Here is an 18,296-nt window from a genome sequence, read left to right on the forward strand (position 1 = left end):
GCCTTGTCCTGATTTAGTTAATCCACTATAAATAAGAGAAGCCATAGGTTAACTTGTTAACATTTTGCGCTTATTTGTGCCGTCTTTCAAGTTTGGCGGCGAATGGCAAAAGGTCGTCTGAAAACGTTTTTCAGACGACCTTTTCTTGCGAACCGATTTATTCGGTTTGTTCTTTCAAAACGGCTTCAATCAATTCTTGCGCGCCGTCGTCCGCCAGCTTTTTGGCGACTGCGCGTCCGAGCGCATCGGCGTAGGCGGCGGGGGCTTGCGCGTCTGCCTGCAAGATTACCGAGCCGTCGGGGTGTCCGACCAGTCCGCGCAGAGTGAGCAGGCCGTTTTCTTCGGTGCAATACGCAGCAAGCGGCACTTGGCAGCTTCCGCCCAAAGCGCGGGCGAGGGCGCGTTCGGCGGTCACGCAGGCGTGTGTCGTGTCGTGGTTTAAGGGTTTCAAGACGTCGAGAAGGTCGGTGCGGTGTGCGGCGATTTCGATGCCCAACGCGCCTTGTCCTGCGGCGGGCAGGCTGTCGGCTTCGGAGAGAATCAGGCGGATGCGTTCGTCCAGTTCCAAACGCTGCAATCCGGCGGCGGCGAGGATGATGGCATCGTATTCGCCGTTGTCGAGTTTGGACAGGCGGGTTTGCACGTTGCCGCGCAGGGGCTTGATGACTAGGTGCGGATAGCGGGCGCGCAACTGGGCTTCGCGGCGCAGGCTGGATGTGCCGACGACGGCGCCTTTGGGCATTTCCTCCAAACGCGCGTATTGGTTGGATACGAACGCGTCAAACGGATTGGCGCGCTCGCCGATGGCGGCAAGGGCGAAGCCTTCGGGCAAATCCATCGGCACGTCTTTAATTGAATGCACGGCTAAATCGGCGCGACCGTCCTGCAAGGCTTGTTCCAACTCTTTGATAAACAGGCCTTTGCCGCCGATTTTCGACAGGGTTTTGTCCAAAATCTGGTCGCCGCGCGTGGTCATGCCCAAGATTTCGACTTCGCAGTCGGGATACAGGGTTTTCAGACGACCTTGGATATGTTTTGCCTGCCACATGGCAAGCAGGCTTTCGCGGCTGGCAATAACGAGTTTTTTCGGGTTCATTTGCAGTTTCTGATTTTCTAATTCATGAGGCGGGAAGTTCGACAGTCTAACACAAACTTTCTACGCTAACCGCCTGACTGTACTTGCCCAAGGGGCCGAATCCGTTGCCTTGGTTTTGTTCTTTGGTCAGCACTTTTCCCTGAATGCAGACATTGTTCAGGGTAACGTTATATGAGCTGGAACTCAGGCGGTTTTTTTCTACTTGATCCATCAGGATGTCGCCGCCGTTGATGAAATAGGTTTTCCCGTCGGCGGTAAATTCCGCCTGTTCGAGCGAATAATGGACTGTCCCTGTCATTTTGACCGTATCGCCGCTGTTTTTTTCTGCCGTCGTTTCTGTCGGTTTGGCAGCCGACGTTTCGATTTTGTTTTGCGGGGAGCAGGCTGTCAGGGCAATCAGTATGGGGAAAAGAAATTTGTTCATTTGCAATTACCGTGGTTGATAAGGGTATTCCGCTGCGAAGCTGTCGGAGAAGCCGTTAAACTATATCTGTTGCAACGAAATAAACTATAATGTGTACCGGCATTGAAATGCCGATTTCAACAGACCGCAAGAAACGGATACAAGGTCTGTCGGCATGATGGTAGTCCATACTGCCGTAAAATAAAACTTATTCTCTAAAAACATTTTAAACCCAACAGCCTTACAGCATGAAACGCGCCAAAAAATATCCCTTCTTATCGTTGCAGCGGCAACGTTTCTGCCTGAATTTTGAAAACGCCTCAACCGTCGCCGACCTTCCGAGCGAACGCGATTTCTACCGCTGGGCATGGGCGGCGTTGAAAAGCGAATACCGCCGCGCCGACATCAGCCTGATTCTTCTGGACGAAGAAGAAGCCCGCGCCTACAACCGCGATTACCGCGGCAAAGACTACGCCACCAATGTGTTGAGTTTTGCCTTGAACGAAGGCGAAATTCTGCCCGATCAAGTTTCAGACGACCTCTGCGGCGATTTGATCATCTGCCCGCAAGTCGTCTTAAAAGAAGCAGCCGAGCAGGGCAAAACCGCCGAGCAGCACTTTGCCCACCTGACCATGCACGGCACATTGCACCTGATGGGCTACGATCACATCGAAGAGACCGAGGCCGAAGAAATGGAGGCACTCGAAATCCGCCTGATGCAGGCGGCAGGTTATCCCAACCCCTACCAAGAGGACGAATACTGAAATGGACGACACCCGGTCGAAACCGACATTTTTTGAACGTTTGATTTCCCGAATTGCCGGCGAGCCTGATTCCGCCGAAGACGTACTCAGCCTGCTGCGGCAGGCGCACGAGCAGGAAGTGTTTGACGCGGATACACTTTTGCGGCTGGAAAAAGTCCTCGACTTTTCCGACTTGGAAGTGCGCGATGCCATGATTACCCGCAGCCACATGAACGTTTTGAAAGAAAACGACAGCATCGAGCGCATCACCGCCTACGTCATCGAAACCGCCCATTCCCGCTTCCCCGTCATCGGCGAAGACAAAGACGAAGTCCTCGGCATCCTGCACGCCAAAGACCTGCTCAAATTCATGTTCAATCCCGAGCAGTTCAACCTCAAATCCATCCTTCGTCCTGCCGTTTTCGTACCCGAAGGCAAATCGCTGAATGCGCTTTTGAAAGAATTTCGCGAGCAGCGCAACCACATGGCAATCGTCATCGACGAATACGGCGGCACATCGGGTTTGGTAACTTTTGAAGACATCATCGAGCAAATCGTCGGCGACATCGAAGACGAATTTGATGAAGACGAAAGCGCGGACAACATCCACGCCGTTTCCACCGAACGCTGGCGTATCAATGCCGTAACCGAAATCGAAGACATCAATGCCTTTTTCGGTACGGATTACAGCAGCGAAGAAGCCGACAGCATCGGCGGGCTGGTCATTCAGGAATTGGGGCACCTGCCCGTGCGCGGCGAAAAAGTCGTGATCGGCGGTTTGCAGTTCACCGTCGCCCGCGCCGACAACCGCCGGTTACATACGCTGATGGCGACTAAGGTCAAATAACGGGATTCGTCCGATAAACAATCCGATAATCAAAGACAAAGGTCGTCTGAAAACCTTATGTAGAGGTTTTCAGACGACCTTTGTCGCAGGGGAGGCAACCTTATTTCTGGTTTTTCTCGATAATTTCTTTTAGATGCGGCATGGGGCTGTATCCGCTTTGGCTGCGGCCGTTCGGGAAGACGAGGGTAGGCGTGCCGTTGAAGCCGAATTGTTCGCCCAGAGAAGTGGTCTCGGCAACGGGGTTGTCGCAATTGGTTTTGCCGCTCGGGAATTTGCCTTTGCGCATCCAGTCGGTCCATGCTTGGGTTGGGTTGGGCTGACACCACAGGATTTCGGCTTTGCGCGCGGCATCGGGGTGCAGGCTTGGAATCGGCATCATGAAGGTGTAAATCGTGATGTCGGTCATTTTTTCAAACTCGTGTTCCAAGCGTTTGCAGTACGGACAGTCGGGGTCGGAGAAGACGGCGACTTTCAGCTTGCCGTTGCCGCGTACTTCTTTGATGGCTTTATCCAAAGGCAGGGAGGCGAAGTCGATTTTGTTCAAATCGGCGGCGCGCTCTTCGGTCAGGCTTTTGCGCGTGTTGACGTCGATGAGGTCGCCGACAAACATATAGTCGCCTTTGGCATCGGTATAAATGATTTGTTTGCCGCTGACAACGACTTCATAAATGCCTTGAATGGGGGTTTCGCTGACGCTGATGACTTTCAGGCCTTGGGATTCGTAAATTTTTTCGAGGCGGGCTTTCAAGGCTTCGCCGACTTTGCCTTGCACGGGGGTGGCGGGCTTGGCGGCTGAAGAGGGCGCAGCATTTGCCTGTGAAACGGGCGTTTGCCCGCACGCGGTCAGAGAGATCAGAGCGATGGGGGCTAAGATTTTGATTAATTTGGTTTTCATTTTTAAGTATAAGCGTGTGTCAAGAAAACCGCATTGTATCAAACCTCTGTCATGCCTGCATTGTATTGAGGCTCAATTTATCGTCTGAAAATAGCTTTCGGCTGTTAAAATACGCAAAAAACGATTTGCCTGCCTGTATGATCTACCACCGTATCGCCGTAAACGTGCCGCTTTCAGACGGCCTTTTGACTTATTCCCATTCCGAGCCGCTGCCGCAGGGAACGCGGGTGCTTGTGCCTTTCCGCAACAAGACCGTGGTCGGGATTGTGTGGGAAACGGATATTGCGCCGGATATGGATGCGGTGCGGATTTTGAGTATTCAGACGACCTTTTCGGACGAACCGCCGCTGCCCGAAAGCTGGCGTGATTTGCTCTCGTTTACGTCGCGTTATTACCACTATCCGACGGGGCAGGCGGTGTTTGCCGCGCTGCCGCAGGGTTTGAAGGAAACGCGCGCGGTGGAAATGCCGCAGCCGCCGTTGTTTTACGCGCTGAACGAAGCGGGCAGGGCGCAAACGCCGCCGCCGGCGCGGTTCAACAAAAAAGCGGCTCTGTGGGACGCGCTGCTGTCGGGCGGGATGACGATGGCGGCGTTGAAGCAGGTAAACGCGCAGGCGGCGAAATTAATCGAGGATTGGGCGGAGCAGGGCTGGATTGAAACGACGGAAGCGGCAAAGCCTGTATTGAGGTCGTCTGAATTTCAGCTCAACACCGACCAGCAGCAGGCTTCCGATGAAATTCAGACGACCTTCGGCAGCTTCCAGCCGTTTCTGCTGTACGGCATCACCGGCAGCGGTAAGACCGAGGTGTATTTCGATGCGATGGCGAAAGTGTTGGCGCAGGGGCGGCAGGTGTTGTTTTTGTTGCCCGAAATCAACCTCACGCCGCAGCTTTTGAAACGGGTGGAAAACCGTTTTGCCGACGTACCGACTGCCGTGTTGCACAGCCAGATGGCGGCAGGCAAGCGCACGCAGGATTATCTGCGCGCGATGTTGGGACAGGCGAAGTTGGTCATCGGCACGCGGCTGGCGGTGTTCACACCGATGGATGATGTCGGGCTGATTGTGGTCGATGAGGAACACGACGGCTCGTTCAAACAAGACAACGAATTGCGCTACCACGCCCGCGATTTGGCAGTGTGGCGGGCGAAGCAGAGCGGCTGCCCCGTCGTATTGGGCAGCGCCACGCCCAGCTTGGAGAGTTGGCACAAGGCGCAAAGCGGCGCGTACCGCCTGCTGCAACTGACCGAGCGCGCCCATACCGCCGCGCAACTGCCGCAAGTGGAAATACTTAATGTAGGCCGTCTGAAACTCGACAACGGCTTCTCGCCGCAAGCCTTGCAGCTTTTGAAACAGAATTTTGAGGCGGGCGGCATGTCGCTGGTGTACCTCAACCGGCGCGGTTTTGCGCCCGCGCTGTTTTGCGGCGACTGCGGCCATACTTTCGGCTGTCCGAACTGCTCCGCCAAAATGGTGCTGCACCAACGCGCCCGCCAACTGCGCTGCCACCACTGCGACCACCGCGAACCCATCCCGTTCAAATGCCCCGACTGCGGCAACCAAGACCTGACCGCCGTCGGCCACGGCACGCAGCGCGTCGAAGAAACCCTGCGCGCCTTCCTGCCCAAGGCCGCCGTCGTCCGCGTCGACAGGGATAGCACCGCGCACAAAAACGACTGGGCGGATTTGTACCGCCGCATCGCCGACAACGAAATCGACATTCTGGTCGGCACGCAGATGCTCGCCAAAGGCCATGATTTCGCGCGGCTCAACCTCGTTATTGTGTTGAATGCCGACGGCAGCCTGTACAGTGCGGATTTCCGCGCACCGGAAAGGCTGTTCGCCGAGCTGATGCAAGTGTCCGGCAGGGCGGGGCGCGCCGACAAACCCGGCAAGGTGTTGATACAGACCCAACTGCCCGAACATTCCGTCTTCGCCGCCGTCAAAGCGCAGGATTATGCCGTGTTTGCCGAAAACGAATTGAACGAGCGGCAAATGTTCGCCATGCCGCCCTTCGGTTTTCAGACCGCCATCCGCGCCGACGCGCCGCGCGTTGCCGATGCGATGGAATTTCTCAACGCCGCCAAAGAAACCCTCGCCCCGCTTTTGCCTGAAAGCGTCTCCCAGTTCGGCGCAGCCCCCATGCTGATGGTGCGCCTCGCCGAACGCGAACGCGCGCAAATCTTCCTCGAATCGACATCCCGACAGGATTTGCACCGCGCCGTGAGTTTGTGGGTGCAGGTGTTGCAGCAAAACCGCGACGGCAAAATCAGATGGTCGGTGGATGTGGACGCGCAGGAAGCGTAAGCGGAATAGGGAAGGGGTCGTCTGAAAAAGCGGAAGAGGCATTTTCAGACGACCTTTTGCGATATAATCGGGCAAACGATAAAGACACACACAAATCCTACCCATATCCCCATGAACAAACAGATCCGCCAAGAAATTTTCGAGCGTTTCCGCGCTGCCAATCCCCATCCGACTACCGAGCTTCATTTCAATTCACCCTTCGAGCTTTTGATTGCCGTTTTGCTGTCGGCGCAGGCGACCGACGTGGGCGTGAACAAGGCGACGGCAAAGCTGTTTCCGGTTGCCAATACGCCGCAGGCGATGTTGGATCTGGGGTTGGACGGCGTGATGGAATACACGAAAACCATCGGGCTTTACAAAACCAAGTCCAAACACATCATGCAGACTTGCCGCATCCTGCTGGAAAAATACAACGGCGAAGTGCCGGAAGACCGCGAGGCTTTGGAATCGTTGCCGGGCGTAGGGCGCAAGACGGCAAACGTGGTGTTGAACACGGCGTTCGGCCATCCCGTCATGGCGGTCGATACGCATATCTTCAGAGTGTCCAACCGAACCAAAATCGCGCCGGGTAAGGATGTGCGCGAGGTGGAAGACAAGCTGATGCGCTTTGTGCCGAAAGAGTTTTTAATGGATGCGCATCATTGGCTGATTCTGCACGGACGCTACACCTGCAAGGCGCAGAAGCCGCAATGCGGGAAATGTATGATTAATGATTTATGCGAGTATGGCGCGAAGTTGATGTAAACGTTGATAAATTGTAAACAATCAACAAAACAACCTTTCCATTAGGTTAAAATTTCTGACGGCATTTTTTTATTTAAAATGAAATGCTTGAAAAAATACGGGCAAAAGGTAAAATTCGACCTTGTCGGGTTGGAAAACGATAAAAGTTTCAGACGACCCCGGTTTTTTAAGATGCAAGAACACAATCCGTTATTCGGAAAAGGAAACGCGGTGCGCGAAAAAATGAACAAATACAATTACTTTGCTTTGGTAACAGCTTCTGCGCTGGCTTTGGGCGGCTGCGACAAAATCAACAGCTTCTTCGGCGGCGACAGTAAAAGCGAAGAATTCGTACAGAGAGTCGAACCCTCCAAAAATGACGGCAGCGTCGGTATGCTGCTGCCCGATTTCGCACAATTGGTGCAAAACGAAGGTCAGGCGGTGGTCAATATCCAAGCGTCCCCCGCCGGACGTGCCGCAGGCAGCGGGCAGTCTGAAGAGCAGGGCATGGACTTGAGCCAGTTTCCGGACAACGACCCGTTTTACGAGTTTTTCAAACGCCTGGTTCCGAATATGCCCGATATGCCGGAAGACGAATCTGCCGATGATGATTTGAATTTCGGCTCCGGCTTCATCATCAGCAAAGACGGCTATATCCTGACCAATGCCCACGTTGTTGCAGGAATGGGCAATATCAAAGTCCTGCTCAACGACAAACGCGAATACACCGCCAAGCTGATCGGTTCGGATACGCAGTCTGATGTCGCGCTGTTGAAAATTGACGCGTCGGAAGAGTTGCCCGTCGTCAAAATCGGCAATCCGAAAGATTTGAAACCGGGCGAATGGGTTGCCGCCATCGGTGCGCCGTTCGGCTTTGACAACAGCGTCACTTCGGGCATCGTGTCCGCCAAAGGTCGCAGCCTGCCGAACGAAAGCTATACGCCTTTCATTCAAACCGACGTCGCCATCAATCCGGGCAACTCGGGCGGTCCGCTGTTTAACCTGAAAGGTCAGGTAGTCGGCATCAACTCCCAAATTTACAGCCGCAGTGGCGGATTTATGGGCATTTCGTTCGCGATTCCGATTGATGTGGCGATGAACGTTGCCGAGCAGTTGAAAACCAGCGGTAAGGTTCAGCGCGGTCAGTTGGGCGTGATTATTCAGGAAGTATCTTACGATTTGGCGAAATCGTTCGGCTTGGACAAAGCCAGCGGCGCGTTGATTGCCAAAGTGATGCCGAATAGCCCCGCTATGCAGGCAGGATTGCAAGTGGGCGACATCGTCCGCAGCGTCAACGGCGAAGAAGTGCGCGTGTCTAGCGATTTGCCGGTCATGGTCGGCTCGATATTGCCGGGCAAAGAAGTTACGCTGGAAGTGTGGCGCAAAGGCGAGAAAATCAATGTGAAAGTCAAACTCGGCAGCATGGCGGAGCAGAACGAAACTTCTTCGCGCGCTACCGAGCAGCCGCAGCAGGTAAATCCGGCGGACGGCTTTACCGTCGACAATACGGGACTGACCCTGCGCGTCGATGAAGGCGCAGGCAAAAGCCGCCTGATTGTTTCCCGCGTCAGCGGCGTGGCGGAACGTGCCGGACTCAAGCGCGGCGACGAAATCCTTGCCGTCAGTCAAATCAGCGTCAACGACGAATCAAGCTTCCGCAGCGCGTTGGCAGGTGCGGGCAAAAATGTGCCACTGCTGGTTCAGCGCGACGGCAATACACTTTTCCTCGCCTTAACCCTGCAATAAGACGCAACGCAAACGCCATTCAGTGATAGAATACCCGCCATCCTTAGGTAGCGGGTATTTTGCAATTTTGACAACGGATTGATTTGTTTAAGTTTTGATTGTTTACTCTTTTGGGGCTTTGTTAACAATTATATTCAAAGGTCGTCTGAAAACGTTCCGCTCCGATTGACTTCCTATTATAAAAAATATTATGCAACTGATTGATTATTCGAATTCGTTTTTAGCCGTCGTGCCGCCGTTTTTGGCGTTGGCACTTGCCGTCATTACCCGCCGCGTATTGCTGTCTTTGGGCATCGGTATTTTGGTTGGCGTTGCCTTTTTGGTAGGTGGCAGCCCGATTGACGGACTGATACACCTGAAAGACATGGTGGTCGGGCTGACCTGGGCAGACGGCGATTGGTCTTTGGGAAAACCTAAGATTCTGATTTTCTTATTGTTGCTCGGTATTTTTACTTCGCTGCTGACTTTCTCAGGCAGCAATCAGGCATTTGCCAACTGGGCGAAGCAACACATCAAAGGACGGCGCGGCGCAAAAATGCTGACTGCCTGTCTTGTGTTTGTTACCTTCATTGACGACTATTTCCACAGTCTCGCCGTCGGTGCAATTGCCCGCCCCGTTACCGACAAATTCAAAGTTTCCCGCGCCAAACTCGCGTATATCCTTGATTCTACCGCCGCGCCCATGTGTGTACTGATGCCGGTTTCAAGCTGGGGTGCTTCGATTATCGCCACGCTGGCGGGTTTGCTCGTGACCCACCACATCACCGGCTACACGCCGATGGGTACGTTCGTCGCCATGAGCCTGATGAACTATTACGCCTTGTTTGCCCTGCTGATGGTGTTCATCGTCGCATGGTTCTCTTTCGACATCGGCTCGATGGCGCGTTTTGAGAAAGCGGCGTTGCAGGAAGTTCACGACGAAACCGCCGTTTCAGACGACCCCAAAGGCAGGGTTTACGCGCTGATTATTCCTGTTTTGGTGTTAATCGTATCGACCGTTTCCGCCATGATTTACACAGGCGCGCAGGCAAGCGAAACTTTTACCATTTTGGGCGCGTTTGAAAATACCGATGTGAACACTTCGCTGGTGTTCGGCGGCACTTGTGGCGTACTGACCGTCATCCTCTGCACGCTCGGCACCATCAAAGCCTCCGACTATCCCAAAGCCATCATTCAGGGCATGGCTTCGATGTTCGGCGCGATTACCATCCTGATTCTTGCCTGGCTCATCAGCACCGTCGTCAGCGAAATGCACACCGGCGACTACCTCTCCACGCTGGTTGCAGACAACATCCATCCCGGCTTCCTGCCCGTCATCCTCTTCCTGCTTGCCAGCGTGATGGCGTTCGCCACAGGCACAAGCTGGGGCACGTTCGGCATTATGCTGCCGATTGCCGCAGCGATGGCGGTTAAAGTCGATGCATCGTTGGTTATCCCGTGTATGTCCGCCGTGATGGCTGGCGCGGTGTGCGGCGACCACTGTTCGCCCATCTCAGATACCACTATCCTGTCTTCCACCGGCGCGCATTGCAACCACATCGACCACGTTACATCGCAACTGCCTTACGCCCTGACCGTCGCAGGCGCGGCAGCGGCAGGCTACCTCGTGTTGGGTATGACGCAATCGGCTTGGCTGGGCTTTTTTGCCACCGGCGTTGTCATGACCGCCCTCATCTTCATACTGAAAGACAAAAAAGCTAAAACTGTCTGAATACGCATAAAAAGAACTCGCCAATTTCATTATTAAAATTGGCGAGTTTGTCAGTTGATTTTATGATTTAATCCACAAAACCGATGCCACCGTTTTGTTTCATTGCTTTATTTAATCTGTTCAGATTGGCTTGCCCTGCTATGGGAATACTTTTAATATATTTGTCATAAATAGGATCAAATACAAATTTTCCTAAAGCCCATCCTGTAAGAGCATCTCTTGCAGAAAATCCTCTCCATCCTCCAGATACTTTCTCCAAATCATGATTGTTCAAAGGTTTCATAATAGAAACTCCTATATGAGTTGACAAAGTTTTTTTGTGTAATATAGAAGTACTTACACGAATTCATGCTATCATAAATTAAAATAAATGAGAAATATTTTCGTTAATTTGCAATTTGCAAAAAATGGTAAGATTTAACAAAGTAAGGAAATATACCTTAAAGTCAGTTGGATGCTGCCTAGGAAAAGGAAAATTATAATGAAAATATTCATTTTGATAATAATCGGTTTGTATTATATTGTATTCACAAGAGTTATTTATAATTTTATCGGTTGGAATATAAATAAGGATTTATTGTTTTTAGTTACTGTATTTATTGCTATGGGAATTTATAAATTATTTCTCAAGTCAAATAAATAGCAAAAGACGAATTTGAATATTTAAGGTTTCAGAAATATGTCCCTCGTTTTCCTCCCGCGCGGCCCCGTTATGGCAGACGTCGCCGCCTACTGTCTGACCGAAGAAGAAAAACAACGCCTGCTCGACCCGTCTATCGGCGGCGTCATCCTGTTCCGCCGCAACTTCGAAAACGTCGGGCAGCTCAAAGCCCTGGTTCAAGAAATCAAAGCACTGCGCACGCCCGAACTCATCATCGCCGTCGATCACGAAGGCGGCAGGGTACAACGCTTTATCGAAGGCTTCACACGCCTGCCCGCCATGAACACTTTAGGGCAGATTTGGGATACCGAAGGCGAAGCCGCCGCCAAAGAAAAAGCCGAGCAGGTCGGCTGGGTATTGGCGACGGAGCTGACCGCCTGCGGCATAGACCTCTCCTTCACGCCCGTCCTCGACCTTGATTGGGGAACATGCCCCGTCATCGGCAACCGCAGCTTCCACCGCAACGCTGACACTGTGACCCAACTTGCCCTTGCCCTGCAAAAAGGTCTGAACCGAGGCGGCATGAAATCCTGCGGCAAACATTTCCCCGGACACGGATTCGTCGAAGGCGACAGCCATTTGGTGCAACCCGAAGACATGCGCAGCCTTGCCGAACTCGAAGCCGCCGACATGATTCCGTTCCGCGCCCTAAGCGGCGCAGGCATGGCGGCGGTCATGCCCGCCCACGTCGTTTATCCGCAAATTGACGGTAAGCCCGCCGGTTTCTCTGAAAAATGGCTCAAACAAATCCTGCGCCAAGACATCGGATTTAAAGGCGTTATCTTTTCAGACGACCTCACGATGGAAGGCGCAGGCGCAGCGAGCGGCATCAAAGAACGCGCAAACGCTTCTTTCACAGCAGGCTGCGACATCGTCCTCGTCTGCAACCGTCCCGACCTCGTGGACGAACTGCGCGAAGGCTTCCAAATTCCCAACAATCCCGATTTGGCAAACCGCTGGCAATACATGGCGAATACATTGGGCAAAGAAGCCGCCCAAGCCGTGATGCAAACGCCTGATTTCCAAGCCGCCCAAGCCATGACCGCGCAACTTGCCACGCCTCAAGACACCGCCGGCGGCGTGAAAGTCGGCGAAGCGTTTTAAAGGCGTTTGATTTAGAAAACATGAAAGAAGGTCGTCTGAAAAGCTGAATTGGGCTTTTTCAGACGACCTTTTGTCCGTTTAAAGAATGTGGTAGGTTTGAAATCACATTAAGGTGCACTTTGTATCGCGTGCCTGCCTTTGAATCCTCTATAAAGTAGTTCCGAACACTAAAAAAGGTCGTCTGAAAACCCCGATTTAAGGTTTTCAGACGACCTTTTTATTTCACAATGAGGGCTTGATTATCCTTCTTCGGGCAGCTTGGTAATCTGTACCCGCTCGATGCGTTGGCCGTCTTTTTCAACAACTTGGAAACGCCAGCCGTGGAAGTCGGCAAAGTCGCCGACATCGGGAATGCTTTGCAGCTCTTCCATAATCAGTCCGGCGACAGTGTGGAAGTCGGCATCTTCTTCCTGCGGCGGGAGGTTCAGTTGCGGCGCGAGTTCGACGTATTCGAGCGAACCGTCCACGGTCAGGCTTTCATCGGCGTTTTCTTGAACGGCGGGTTCTTCTTGGCGTTCAAACTCTTCGGGGAATTCGCCGGCAATGGTTTCCAGCAAGTCTTTCATGGTAACCATGCCCAAAACCGCGCCGAATTCATCGACTACCAAAGCATAATCCGCGCTGCTTTGGCGGAACAATTCAATCGCACCCAACGCGGTCGTACTGTCCGGCAGGACAAGCGGTTGGCGCAGGACGGCTTGGATATTGAGTTCGCCGGTTTCGAGCAGTTGGGCGAGCAGGTCTTTTTTGTTGATGTAGCCCAACGGTTCGTCCACGCCGGCTTTACCGACGACGAGCAGGCGGCTGTACGGGGTGTTTTGCAGTTGGGCGTGTTGCTCTTCGCGGCTTTGGGAGATGTCCAAACGCTCAATGTCGCGGCGGGGAATCATCACGCCGAGGATGGGACGTTCGGCAAGCGTGAGGACGCTGCGTATCATGGATTTTTCGTTTTCTTCGAAATGCCCGTCGTCCTCTGCTTCGTCGCCCGCTTTGGCAAGCACGCTTTCGCGTATGCCCATCATGCCCAAGACGTTCTCGGCGGTTCGTTTGCGCCACGAGCTGCTGATGTAGTCGTTTTTGCGGCTGTTGCGCTGCGAAATTTGGTTGAACGCTTCAATCAGTATGGAGAAGCCGATAGCGGCGTAGAGGTAGCCTTTCGGGATGTGGAAATGGAAGGCTTCGGCAATGAGGCTGAAACCGATCATCAACAGGAAACCCAAACAGAGCATGACGACGGTAGGATGTCTGTCCACAAACTCGGTCAGGGGTTTGCTGGCGGAAATCATGACGGTCATGGCAACGGCAACGGCCCCCATGGCGACGACGATGTGATCGACCATCGCAACCGCCGTAATGACGGAATCGATGGAAAATACCGCGTCAAGAATCAGGATTTGGGCAACCACGCTCCAAAATCGCGCGTGTTTTTTCTGACTGTCGGCAACGGCAAATTGGTTATGCCCTTCGAGGCGTTCGTGCAGCTCGGTGGTGGCTTTGTAGAGCAGGAAGATACCGCCCGCGAGCATAATCATGTCTTTGCCGGAAACGTCCAACCCGCTGATGTGGAACAGCGGGCGCGTCAGGGTCATGATGTGTGCCATGAAGCCGAGCATGATGATGCGGATAACGACCGCAAGCCCCAAACCGGTAATACGCGCGCGGTCGCGTTGGGCGGGTTTGACTTTGTTTGCCAAAATAGCGACGAAAACGAGGTTGTCTATCCCCAAGACAACTTCGAGCACCAGAAGCGTGGCAAAGCCTATCCAAGTATGCGGCTCTGCCAACCAACTGAAATCCATGATTTTTGTATTCCTTTGTGTTCAAACGCGAAAAGGCAGCCTGAAACGCTCAAGCTGCCTGATTCATATCGATACGCACGAAAAACGGCGGGCGGTCATGCTGCTCTGCTCTGGGTCTTTCATGTGTGCGTATGTCTCAAGTAAAAATAATGTAAATAGTTTAACAGTTTGGAAGACGGATGGCAAAAGGTCGTCTGAAAGATAAGTCTTATTTTCAGACGACCTTTTGTTCAAGCTAAACCTGATTCAGATTCAGCCTCTGTTTTTCAACCGTCCATGCAACTCCTGCACGCTGTACACGCCCAGGTGGTCGCGGCTTTTTGCGCCTTCGCTCATGGCCTCGCCGCCGGCGACGGTGGTGTATTGCGGCACGCGTTGGGTGAGGGAGGTGCGGCGGATGCTGTGGCTGTCGGCGATGGATTGTGCCGAGCTGCTGACGGTGTTGACCACCAGCGCGATTTCGCCGTTTTTAATCGCGTCCACGATGTGCGGGCGGCCTTCCTGTACTTTGTTCACCGCTTGCACGATGATGCCGTGCTCTTTCAGGTATTCGGCGGTGCCGCGTGTGGCGCAGACGCCGTAGCCTAAGGCTTGGAAGTTTTGCGCGGTTTTGACGATGAGCGGTTTGTCTTCGTCGCGCACGGCGAGGAAGATTTTGCCGGTCGGGTTCAGGCGTTCGCCTGCGCCGAGTTGGGCTTTGTAGTAGGCTTCGCCGAAGCTTGCGCCCACGCCCATCACTTCGCCGGTGGAGCGCATTTCCGGGCCGAGAATGGTGTCCACGCCAGGGAATTTGATGAAGGGGAATACGGCTTCTTTAACGGCATAGAAATCGGGAACGACTTCTTTTTCCACGCCTTGCTCTTGCAGGGAAATGCCTGCCATACAGCGCGCGCCGACTTTGGCGAGCGGCACGCTGGTGGCTTTGGAGACGAAGGGGACGGTACGGCTGGCGCGCGGGTTCACTTCCAGCACGAACACCACGCCGTCCTGCACGGCAAACTGTACGTTCATCAGACCGACCACGCCCAGCGCGTAGGCCATGGCTTTGGTTTGGCGGCGGATTTCGTCTTGGATTTCTTCGCTGAGCGAGTAGGGCGGCAGCGAGCAGCCGGAGTCGCCGGAGTGGATGCCTGCCTGTTCGACGTGCTGCATGATGCCGCCGATGACGACGTCTTTGCCGTCTGAAACGCAGTCCACATCGACTTCAATCGCGTTGTTCAGGAAGAAGTCGAGCAACACGGGGCTGTCTTCGGATACCTGTACGGCTTCGCGCATGTATTTTTGCAACTCTTCGGCGGAGTGGACGACCTGCATGGCGCGGCCGCCGAGGACGTAAGACGGACGCACGACCAGCGGATAGCCGATTTCTTCGGCTTTGACGAGCGCTTCTTCTTCGTTGTGGGCGATGCGGTTGGGCGGCTGGCGCAGGCCTAAGTCGTTCAACACTTTTTGGAAGCGTTCGCGGTCTTCGGCGGCGTCGATGCTGTCGGCGGATGTGCCGATGATGTTCACGCCGTTTTCAACCAGCGCGTTGGCGAGTTTCAGCGGGGTTTGGCCGCCGTAATGCACAATCACGCCCCACGGGTTTTCGGTGCGGACGATTTCCAACACGTCTTCCAGCGTCAGCGGCTCGAAATACAGGCGGTCGCTGGTGTCGAAGTCGGTGGATACGGTTTCGGGGTTGCAGTTGACCATAATCGTTTCAAAGCCTGATTCGCGCAGGGCGAGCGCGGCGTGAACGCAGCAGTAGTCAAACTCGATGCCCTGACCGATGCGGTTCGGGCCGCCGCCGAGAATCATCACTTTTTTACGGTCGGAAGGACGCGCTTCGCATTCTTCTTCGTAAGTGGAATAGAGGTAGGCGGTTTCGGTGGCGAACTCGGCGGCGCAGGTATCGACGCGTTTGTACACAGGATGCAGGTTCAGCGCGTAGCGGTGTTCGCGCACTTCTTTTTCTTTTACGCCCAAAAGCTGCGCGATGCGTTTGTCGGAGAAGCCTTTGCGTTTCAGACGACGTAAGGCGGCGAAATCCAAATCTTGCAGGCAGCCTGCACTGACCTGCTGCTCTTCTTTCACCAAGTCTTCGATTTGCGCCAAGAACCAAGGGTCGATGGCGCAGATTTCGTGGATTTCTTCCAGCGTGAAGCCTGCGCGGAACGCGTCTGCCACAAACAGCATGCGCTCGGGGCCTGGGTTCGCCAGTTCGCGGCGAATTTCCGCTTTGTCGGAGCTTCTCGGATTGAAGCCGCACAAGCCGGTTTCCAAACCGCGCAAGGCTTTTTGGAAGCTTTCCTGAATGGTGCGGCCCATCGCCATCACTTCGCCCACCGATTTCATCTGCGTGGTCAGGCGGTCGTCTGCGGCGGGGAATTTTTCAAACGCAAAACGCGGGATTTTGGTGACGACATAGTCGATGGAAGGCTCGAACGACGCAGGCGTACGGCCGCCGGTGATGTCGTTGCGCAACTCGTCCAGCGTAAAGCCGACAGCCAGTTTCGCCGCCACCTTCGCAATCGGGAAGCCCGTCGCTTTTGAAGCCAACGCGGACGAACGGCTCACGCGCGGGTTCATCTCAATCACAATCATCTCGCCGTTTTCAGGGTTCACCGCAAACTGCACGTTCGAGCCGCCCGTGTCCACGCCGATTTCGCGCAATACCGCCAAGCTTGCGTTGCGCATGATTTGGTATTCCTTGTCCGTCAGCGTTTGCGCCGGCGCAACCGTAATCGAGTCGCCCGTATGCACGCCCATCGGGTCAAAGTTTTCAATCGAGCAAATAATGATGCAGTTGTCCGCCTTATCGCGCACCACCTCCATCTCGTACTCTTTCCAGCCGAGCACGGACTGCTCAATCAGCAACTCATGCGTGGGCGACGCATCGAAACCGCGTTCGCAAATCGCCAAAAACTCGTCTTTATTGTAGGCAATGCCGCCGCCCGAACCGCCCATCGTGAAAGACGGACGAATCAGTGTCGGGAAGCCGACCTGTTCCTGCGCTGCCAAGGCTTCGTTCATCGTGTGGCAGACAAAAGATTTTGGGCAGGAGAGGCCGATTTTCTCCATCGCCTCCTTAAAGCGGCCGCGGTCTTCCGCTTTGTCAATCGCATCTTCCGTTGCACCGATTAACTCGACATTGTATTTCGCCAGCACGCCGTTGCGCGCCAAATCCAGCGCACAGTTCAGCGCGGTCTGGCCGCCCATCGTGGGCAGAATCGCATCAGGCCGCTCCTTGGCGATAATCTTCTCCACCGTCTGCCACATAATCGGCTCGATGTAGGTAACATCCGCCATTTCAGGGTCGGTCATAATCGTGGCGGGGTTGGAATTCACCAGAATGACTTTATAGCCTTCTTCACGCAAAGCCTTACAGGCCTGTGCGCCCGAATAGTCAAATTCGCAAGCCTGACCGATAACGATAGGGCCGGCGCCGATGATAAGGATGGATTTTAGGTCGGTACGTTTGGGCATGGGTGGGTCTCTATTTAGTTAAAATTAAATCATTTTTATCATACGAAAATGTAATGTTGGGGTACTTTTGTTGTAAAACTTCCCATGATTGATAAGTTTCTAAGAATTGCGCACCCCCATCATTTGGATCGATTTGCACATGCCATATTAAATCATTCCCTGTATATGGATCTAATGTTATGTCATTGTTAAAAAATAAATACCAGTCCATATTTTCATATAAGAATTTATTTATTTCTTTTTCTATTTCCTTATATTTTTTTTCGTTAGTTGAAAAAATATTTTTGAAAGAAAATTTAGTTCTAACAACTAAAATCTCATTAGAAATTAAATAGTCAATTATTGACCGATAAACTTCCTCTGCAGCATTTACAATAGATGTATTTGTATAATTAATAAGTTGCCCACAAAGTGCAATTATTTTTCCATCTACTACTTTTAAGTCTAGATAACATTGTCCGCCATTATCCCAAAATGCTTTAAAAGGCAATCTTTTTTCGATACCAAAATAGTTTTTCTGGTTCAAGTAAATATCACTAAACATTACTAACTCCTTGGTTAAGTGTAACAAGGCTCGTAGCCCGTATGTAGGACGGTACGCATGCACGCGTCCTCCATTTTCTCTGCAACCCCAACCCACCGCGTGCGTGCCTTGCGGCACACACCCCTACCGATGGTTTCAAAGGTCGTCTGAAAAAACGCTTGCGGCGTTTGTTCCATCTGCCTTGCGATAAAGGCTACCTGAAAAATTCCTACTGTTGATATTTCGGGCATTCTTTTTCAGACGACCTGTA

14 protein-coding genes are annotated in these 18,296 nt (G+C 53.2%); 7 read left to right on the top strand and 7 right to left on the bottom strand.

Going from position 1 to position 18,296, the window contains the following annotated elements; all coding sequences use genetic code 11:
* Positions 1 to 157 precede the first annotated feature (157 nt).
* Together hemC and HMPREF2907_RS06305 are read right to left on the bottom strand one after the other, a co-directional pair.
* The gene (hemC, locus tag HMPREF2907_RS06300; protein WP_070681291.1) at positions 158 to 1,096 is read right to left on the bottom strand and encodes a hydroxymethylbilane synthase; all 939 of its coding nucleotides are present in this window, start codon (positions 1,094 to 1,096) and stop codon (positions 158 to 160) included.
* Positions 1,097 to 1,142: 46 nt separating this feature from the next.
* Entirely contained in the window at positions 1,143 to 1,520 is a 378-nt protein-coding gene (locus HMPREF2907_RS06305) for a hypothetical protein (protein WP_070681292.1), read from the bottom strand.
* A 227-nt stretch (positions 1,521 to 1,747) separates the two neighbouring features.
* Between HMPREF2907_RS06305 and ybeY the strand changes: the two genes are divergently transcribed.
* Together ybeY and HMPREF2907_RS06315 are read left to right on the top strand one after the other, a co-directional pair.
* The gene (gene ybeY / locus HMPREF2907_RS06310; protein ID WP_070681294.1) at positions 1,748 to 2,263 is read left to right on the top strand and encodes an rRNA maturation RNase YbeY; all 516 of its coding nucleotides are present in this window, start codon (positions 1,748 to 1,750) and stop codon (positions 2,261 to 2,263) included.
* Between the two features lies 1 nt (position 2,264).
* A complete protein-coding gene (locus tag HMPREF2907_RS06315) occupies positions 2,265 to 3,089 on the top strand; it encodes an HlyC/CorC family transporter (protein WP_016687244.1) in 825 nt (274 codons plus the stop codon).
* Between the two features lie 100 nt (positions 3,090 to 3,189).
* Here the strand turns inward: HMPREF2907_RS06315 and HMPREF2907_RS06320 are convergent, their stop codons facing one another.
* Positions 3,190 to 3,984: a DsbC family protein gene (locus HMPREF2907_RS06320; protein ID WP_070681297.1), complete on the bottom strand. Its 795-nt coding sequence runs from the start codon at positions 3,982 to 3,984 to the stop codon at positions 3,190 to 3,192.
* Between the two features lie 137 nt (positions 3,985 to 4,121).
* Here HMPREF2907_RS06320 and HMPREF2907_RS06325 point away from each other — a divergent pair, with 137 nt between their 5' ends.
* The 4 genes from HMPREF2907_RS06325 (at position 4,122) to HMPREF2907_RS06340 (ending at position 10,470) form a co-directional block, all read left to right on the top strand.
* Positions 4,122 to 6,290: a primosomal protein N' gene (locus HMPREF2907_RS06325; protein ID WP_070681301.1), complete on the top strand. Its 2,169-nt coding sequence runs from the start codon at positions 4,122 to 4,124 to the stop codon at positions 6,288 to 6,290.
* 111 nt (positions 6,291 to 6,401) lie between these two features.
* A complete protein-coding gene (nth, locus tag HMPREF2907_RS06330) occupies positions 6,402 to 7,034 on the top strand; it encodes an endonuclease III (RefSeq protein ID WP_019269879.1) in 633 nt (210 codons plus the stop codon).
* Between the two features lie 222 nt (positions 7,035 to 7,256).
* Positions 7,257 to 8,759, top strand: coding sequence for a DegQ family serine endoprotease (locus HMPREF2907_RS06335; protein ID WP_168165203.1), 1,503 nt, complete (start codon positions 7,257 to 7,259; stop codon positions 8,757 to 8,759).
* Between the two features lie 190 nt (positions 8,760 to 8,949).
* A complete protein-coding gene (locus HMPREF2907_RS06340) occupies positions 8,950 to 10,470 on the top strand; it encodes a Na+/H+ antiporter NhaC family protein (protein ID WP_070681309.1) in 1,521 nt (506 codons plus the stop codon).
* 67 nt (positions 10,471 to 10,537) lie between these two features.
* On the opposite strand, the gene HMPREF2907_RS06345 is transcribed toward HMPREF2907_RS06340, so the two are convergent.
* A complete protein-coding gene (locus tag HMPREF2907_RS06345) occupies positions 10,538 to 10,753 on the bottom strand; it encodes a hypothetical protein (protein ID WP_070681313.1) in 216 nt (71 codons plus the stop codon).
* A 396-nt stretch (positions 10,754 to 11,149) separates the two neighbouring features.
* Here HMPREF2907_RS06345 and nagZ point away from each other — a divergent pair, with 396 nt between their 5' ends.
* Complete coding sequence (nagZ, locus tag HMPREF2907_RS06350) at positions 11,150 to 12,235, top strand: beta-N-acetylhexosaminidase (protein ID WP_070681316.1); 1,086 nt, start codon at positions 11,150 to 11,152, stop codon at positions 12,233 to 12,235.
* Between the two features lie 239 nt (positions 12,236 to 12,474).
* Here nagZ and HMPREF2907_RS06355 read toward each other — a convergent pair whose 3' ends face one another.
* From HMPREF2907_RS06355 to HMPREF2907_RS06365, 3 genes are all read right to left on the bottom strand, one after another.
* Positions 12,475 to 14,034: a TerC family protein gene (locus tag HMPREF2907_RS06355; protein ID WP_070681319.1), complete on the bottom strand. Its 1,560-nt coding sequence runs from the start codon at positions 14,032 to 14,034 to the stop codon at positions 12,475 to 12,477.
* Positions 14,035 to 14,286: 252 nt separating this feature from the next.
* Positions 14,287 to 17,502: a carbamoyl-phosphate synthase large subunit gene (gene carB / locus HMPREF2907_RS06360; protein WP_070681322.1), complete on the bottom strand. Its 3,216-nt coding sequence runs from the start codon at positions 17,500 to 17,502 to the stop codon at positions 14,287 to 14,289.
* Between the two features lie 10 nt (positions 17,503 to 17,512).
* Positions 17,513 to 18,046 carry a hypothetical protein gene (locus HMPREF2907_RS06365; protein WP_070681324.1) on the bottom strand — a complete coding sequence of 178 codons (534 nt, stop codon included), beginning with the start codon at positions 18,044 to 18,046 and terminating at the stop codon, positions 17,513 to 17,515.
* Positions 18,047 to 18,296: the final 250 nt, after the last annotated feature.

The sequence above is a fragment of the Neisseria sp. HMSC055H02 genome (assembly GCF_001813335.1).
Lineage (GTDB): Bacteria > Pseudomonadota > Gammaproteobacteria > Burkholderiales > Neisseriaceae > Neisseria > Neisseria sicca_C.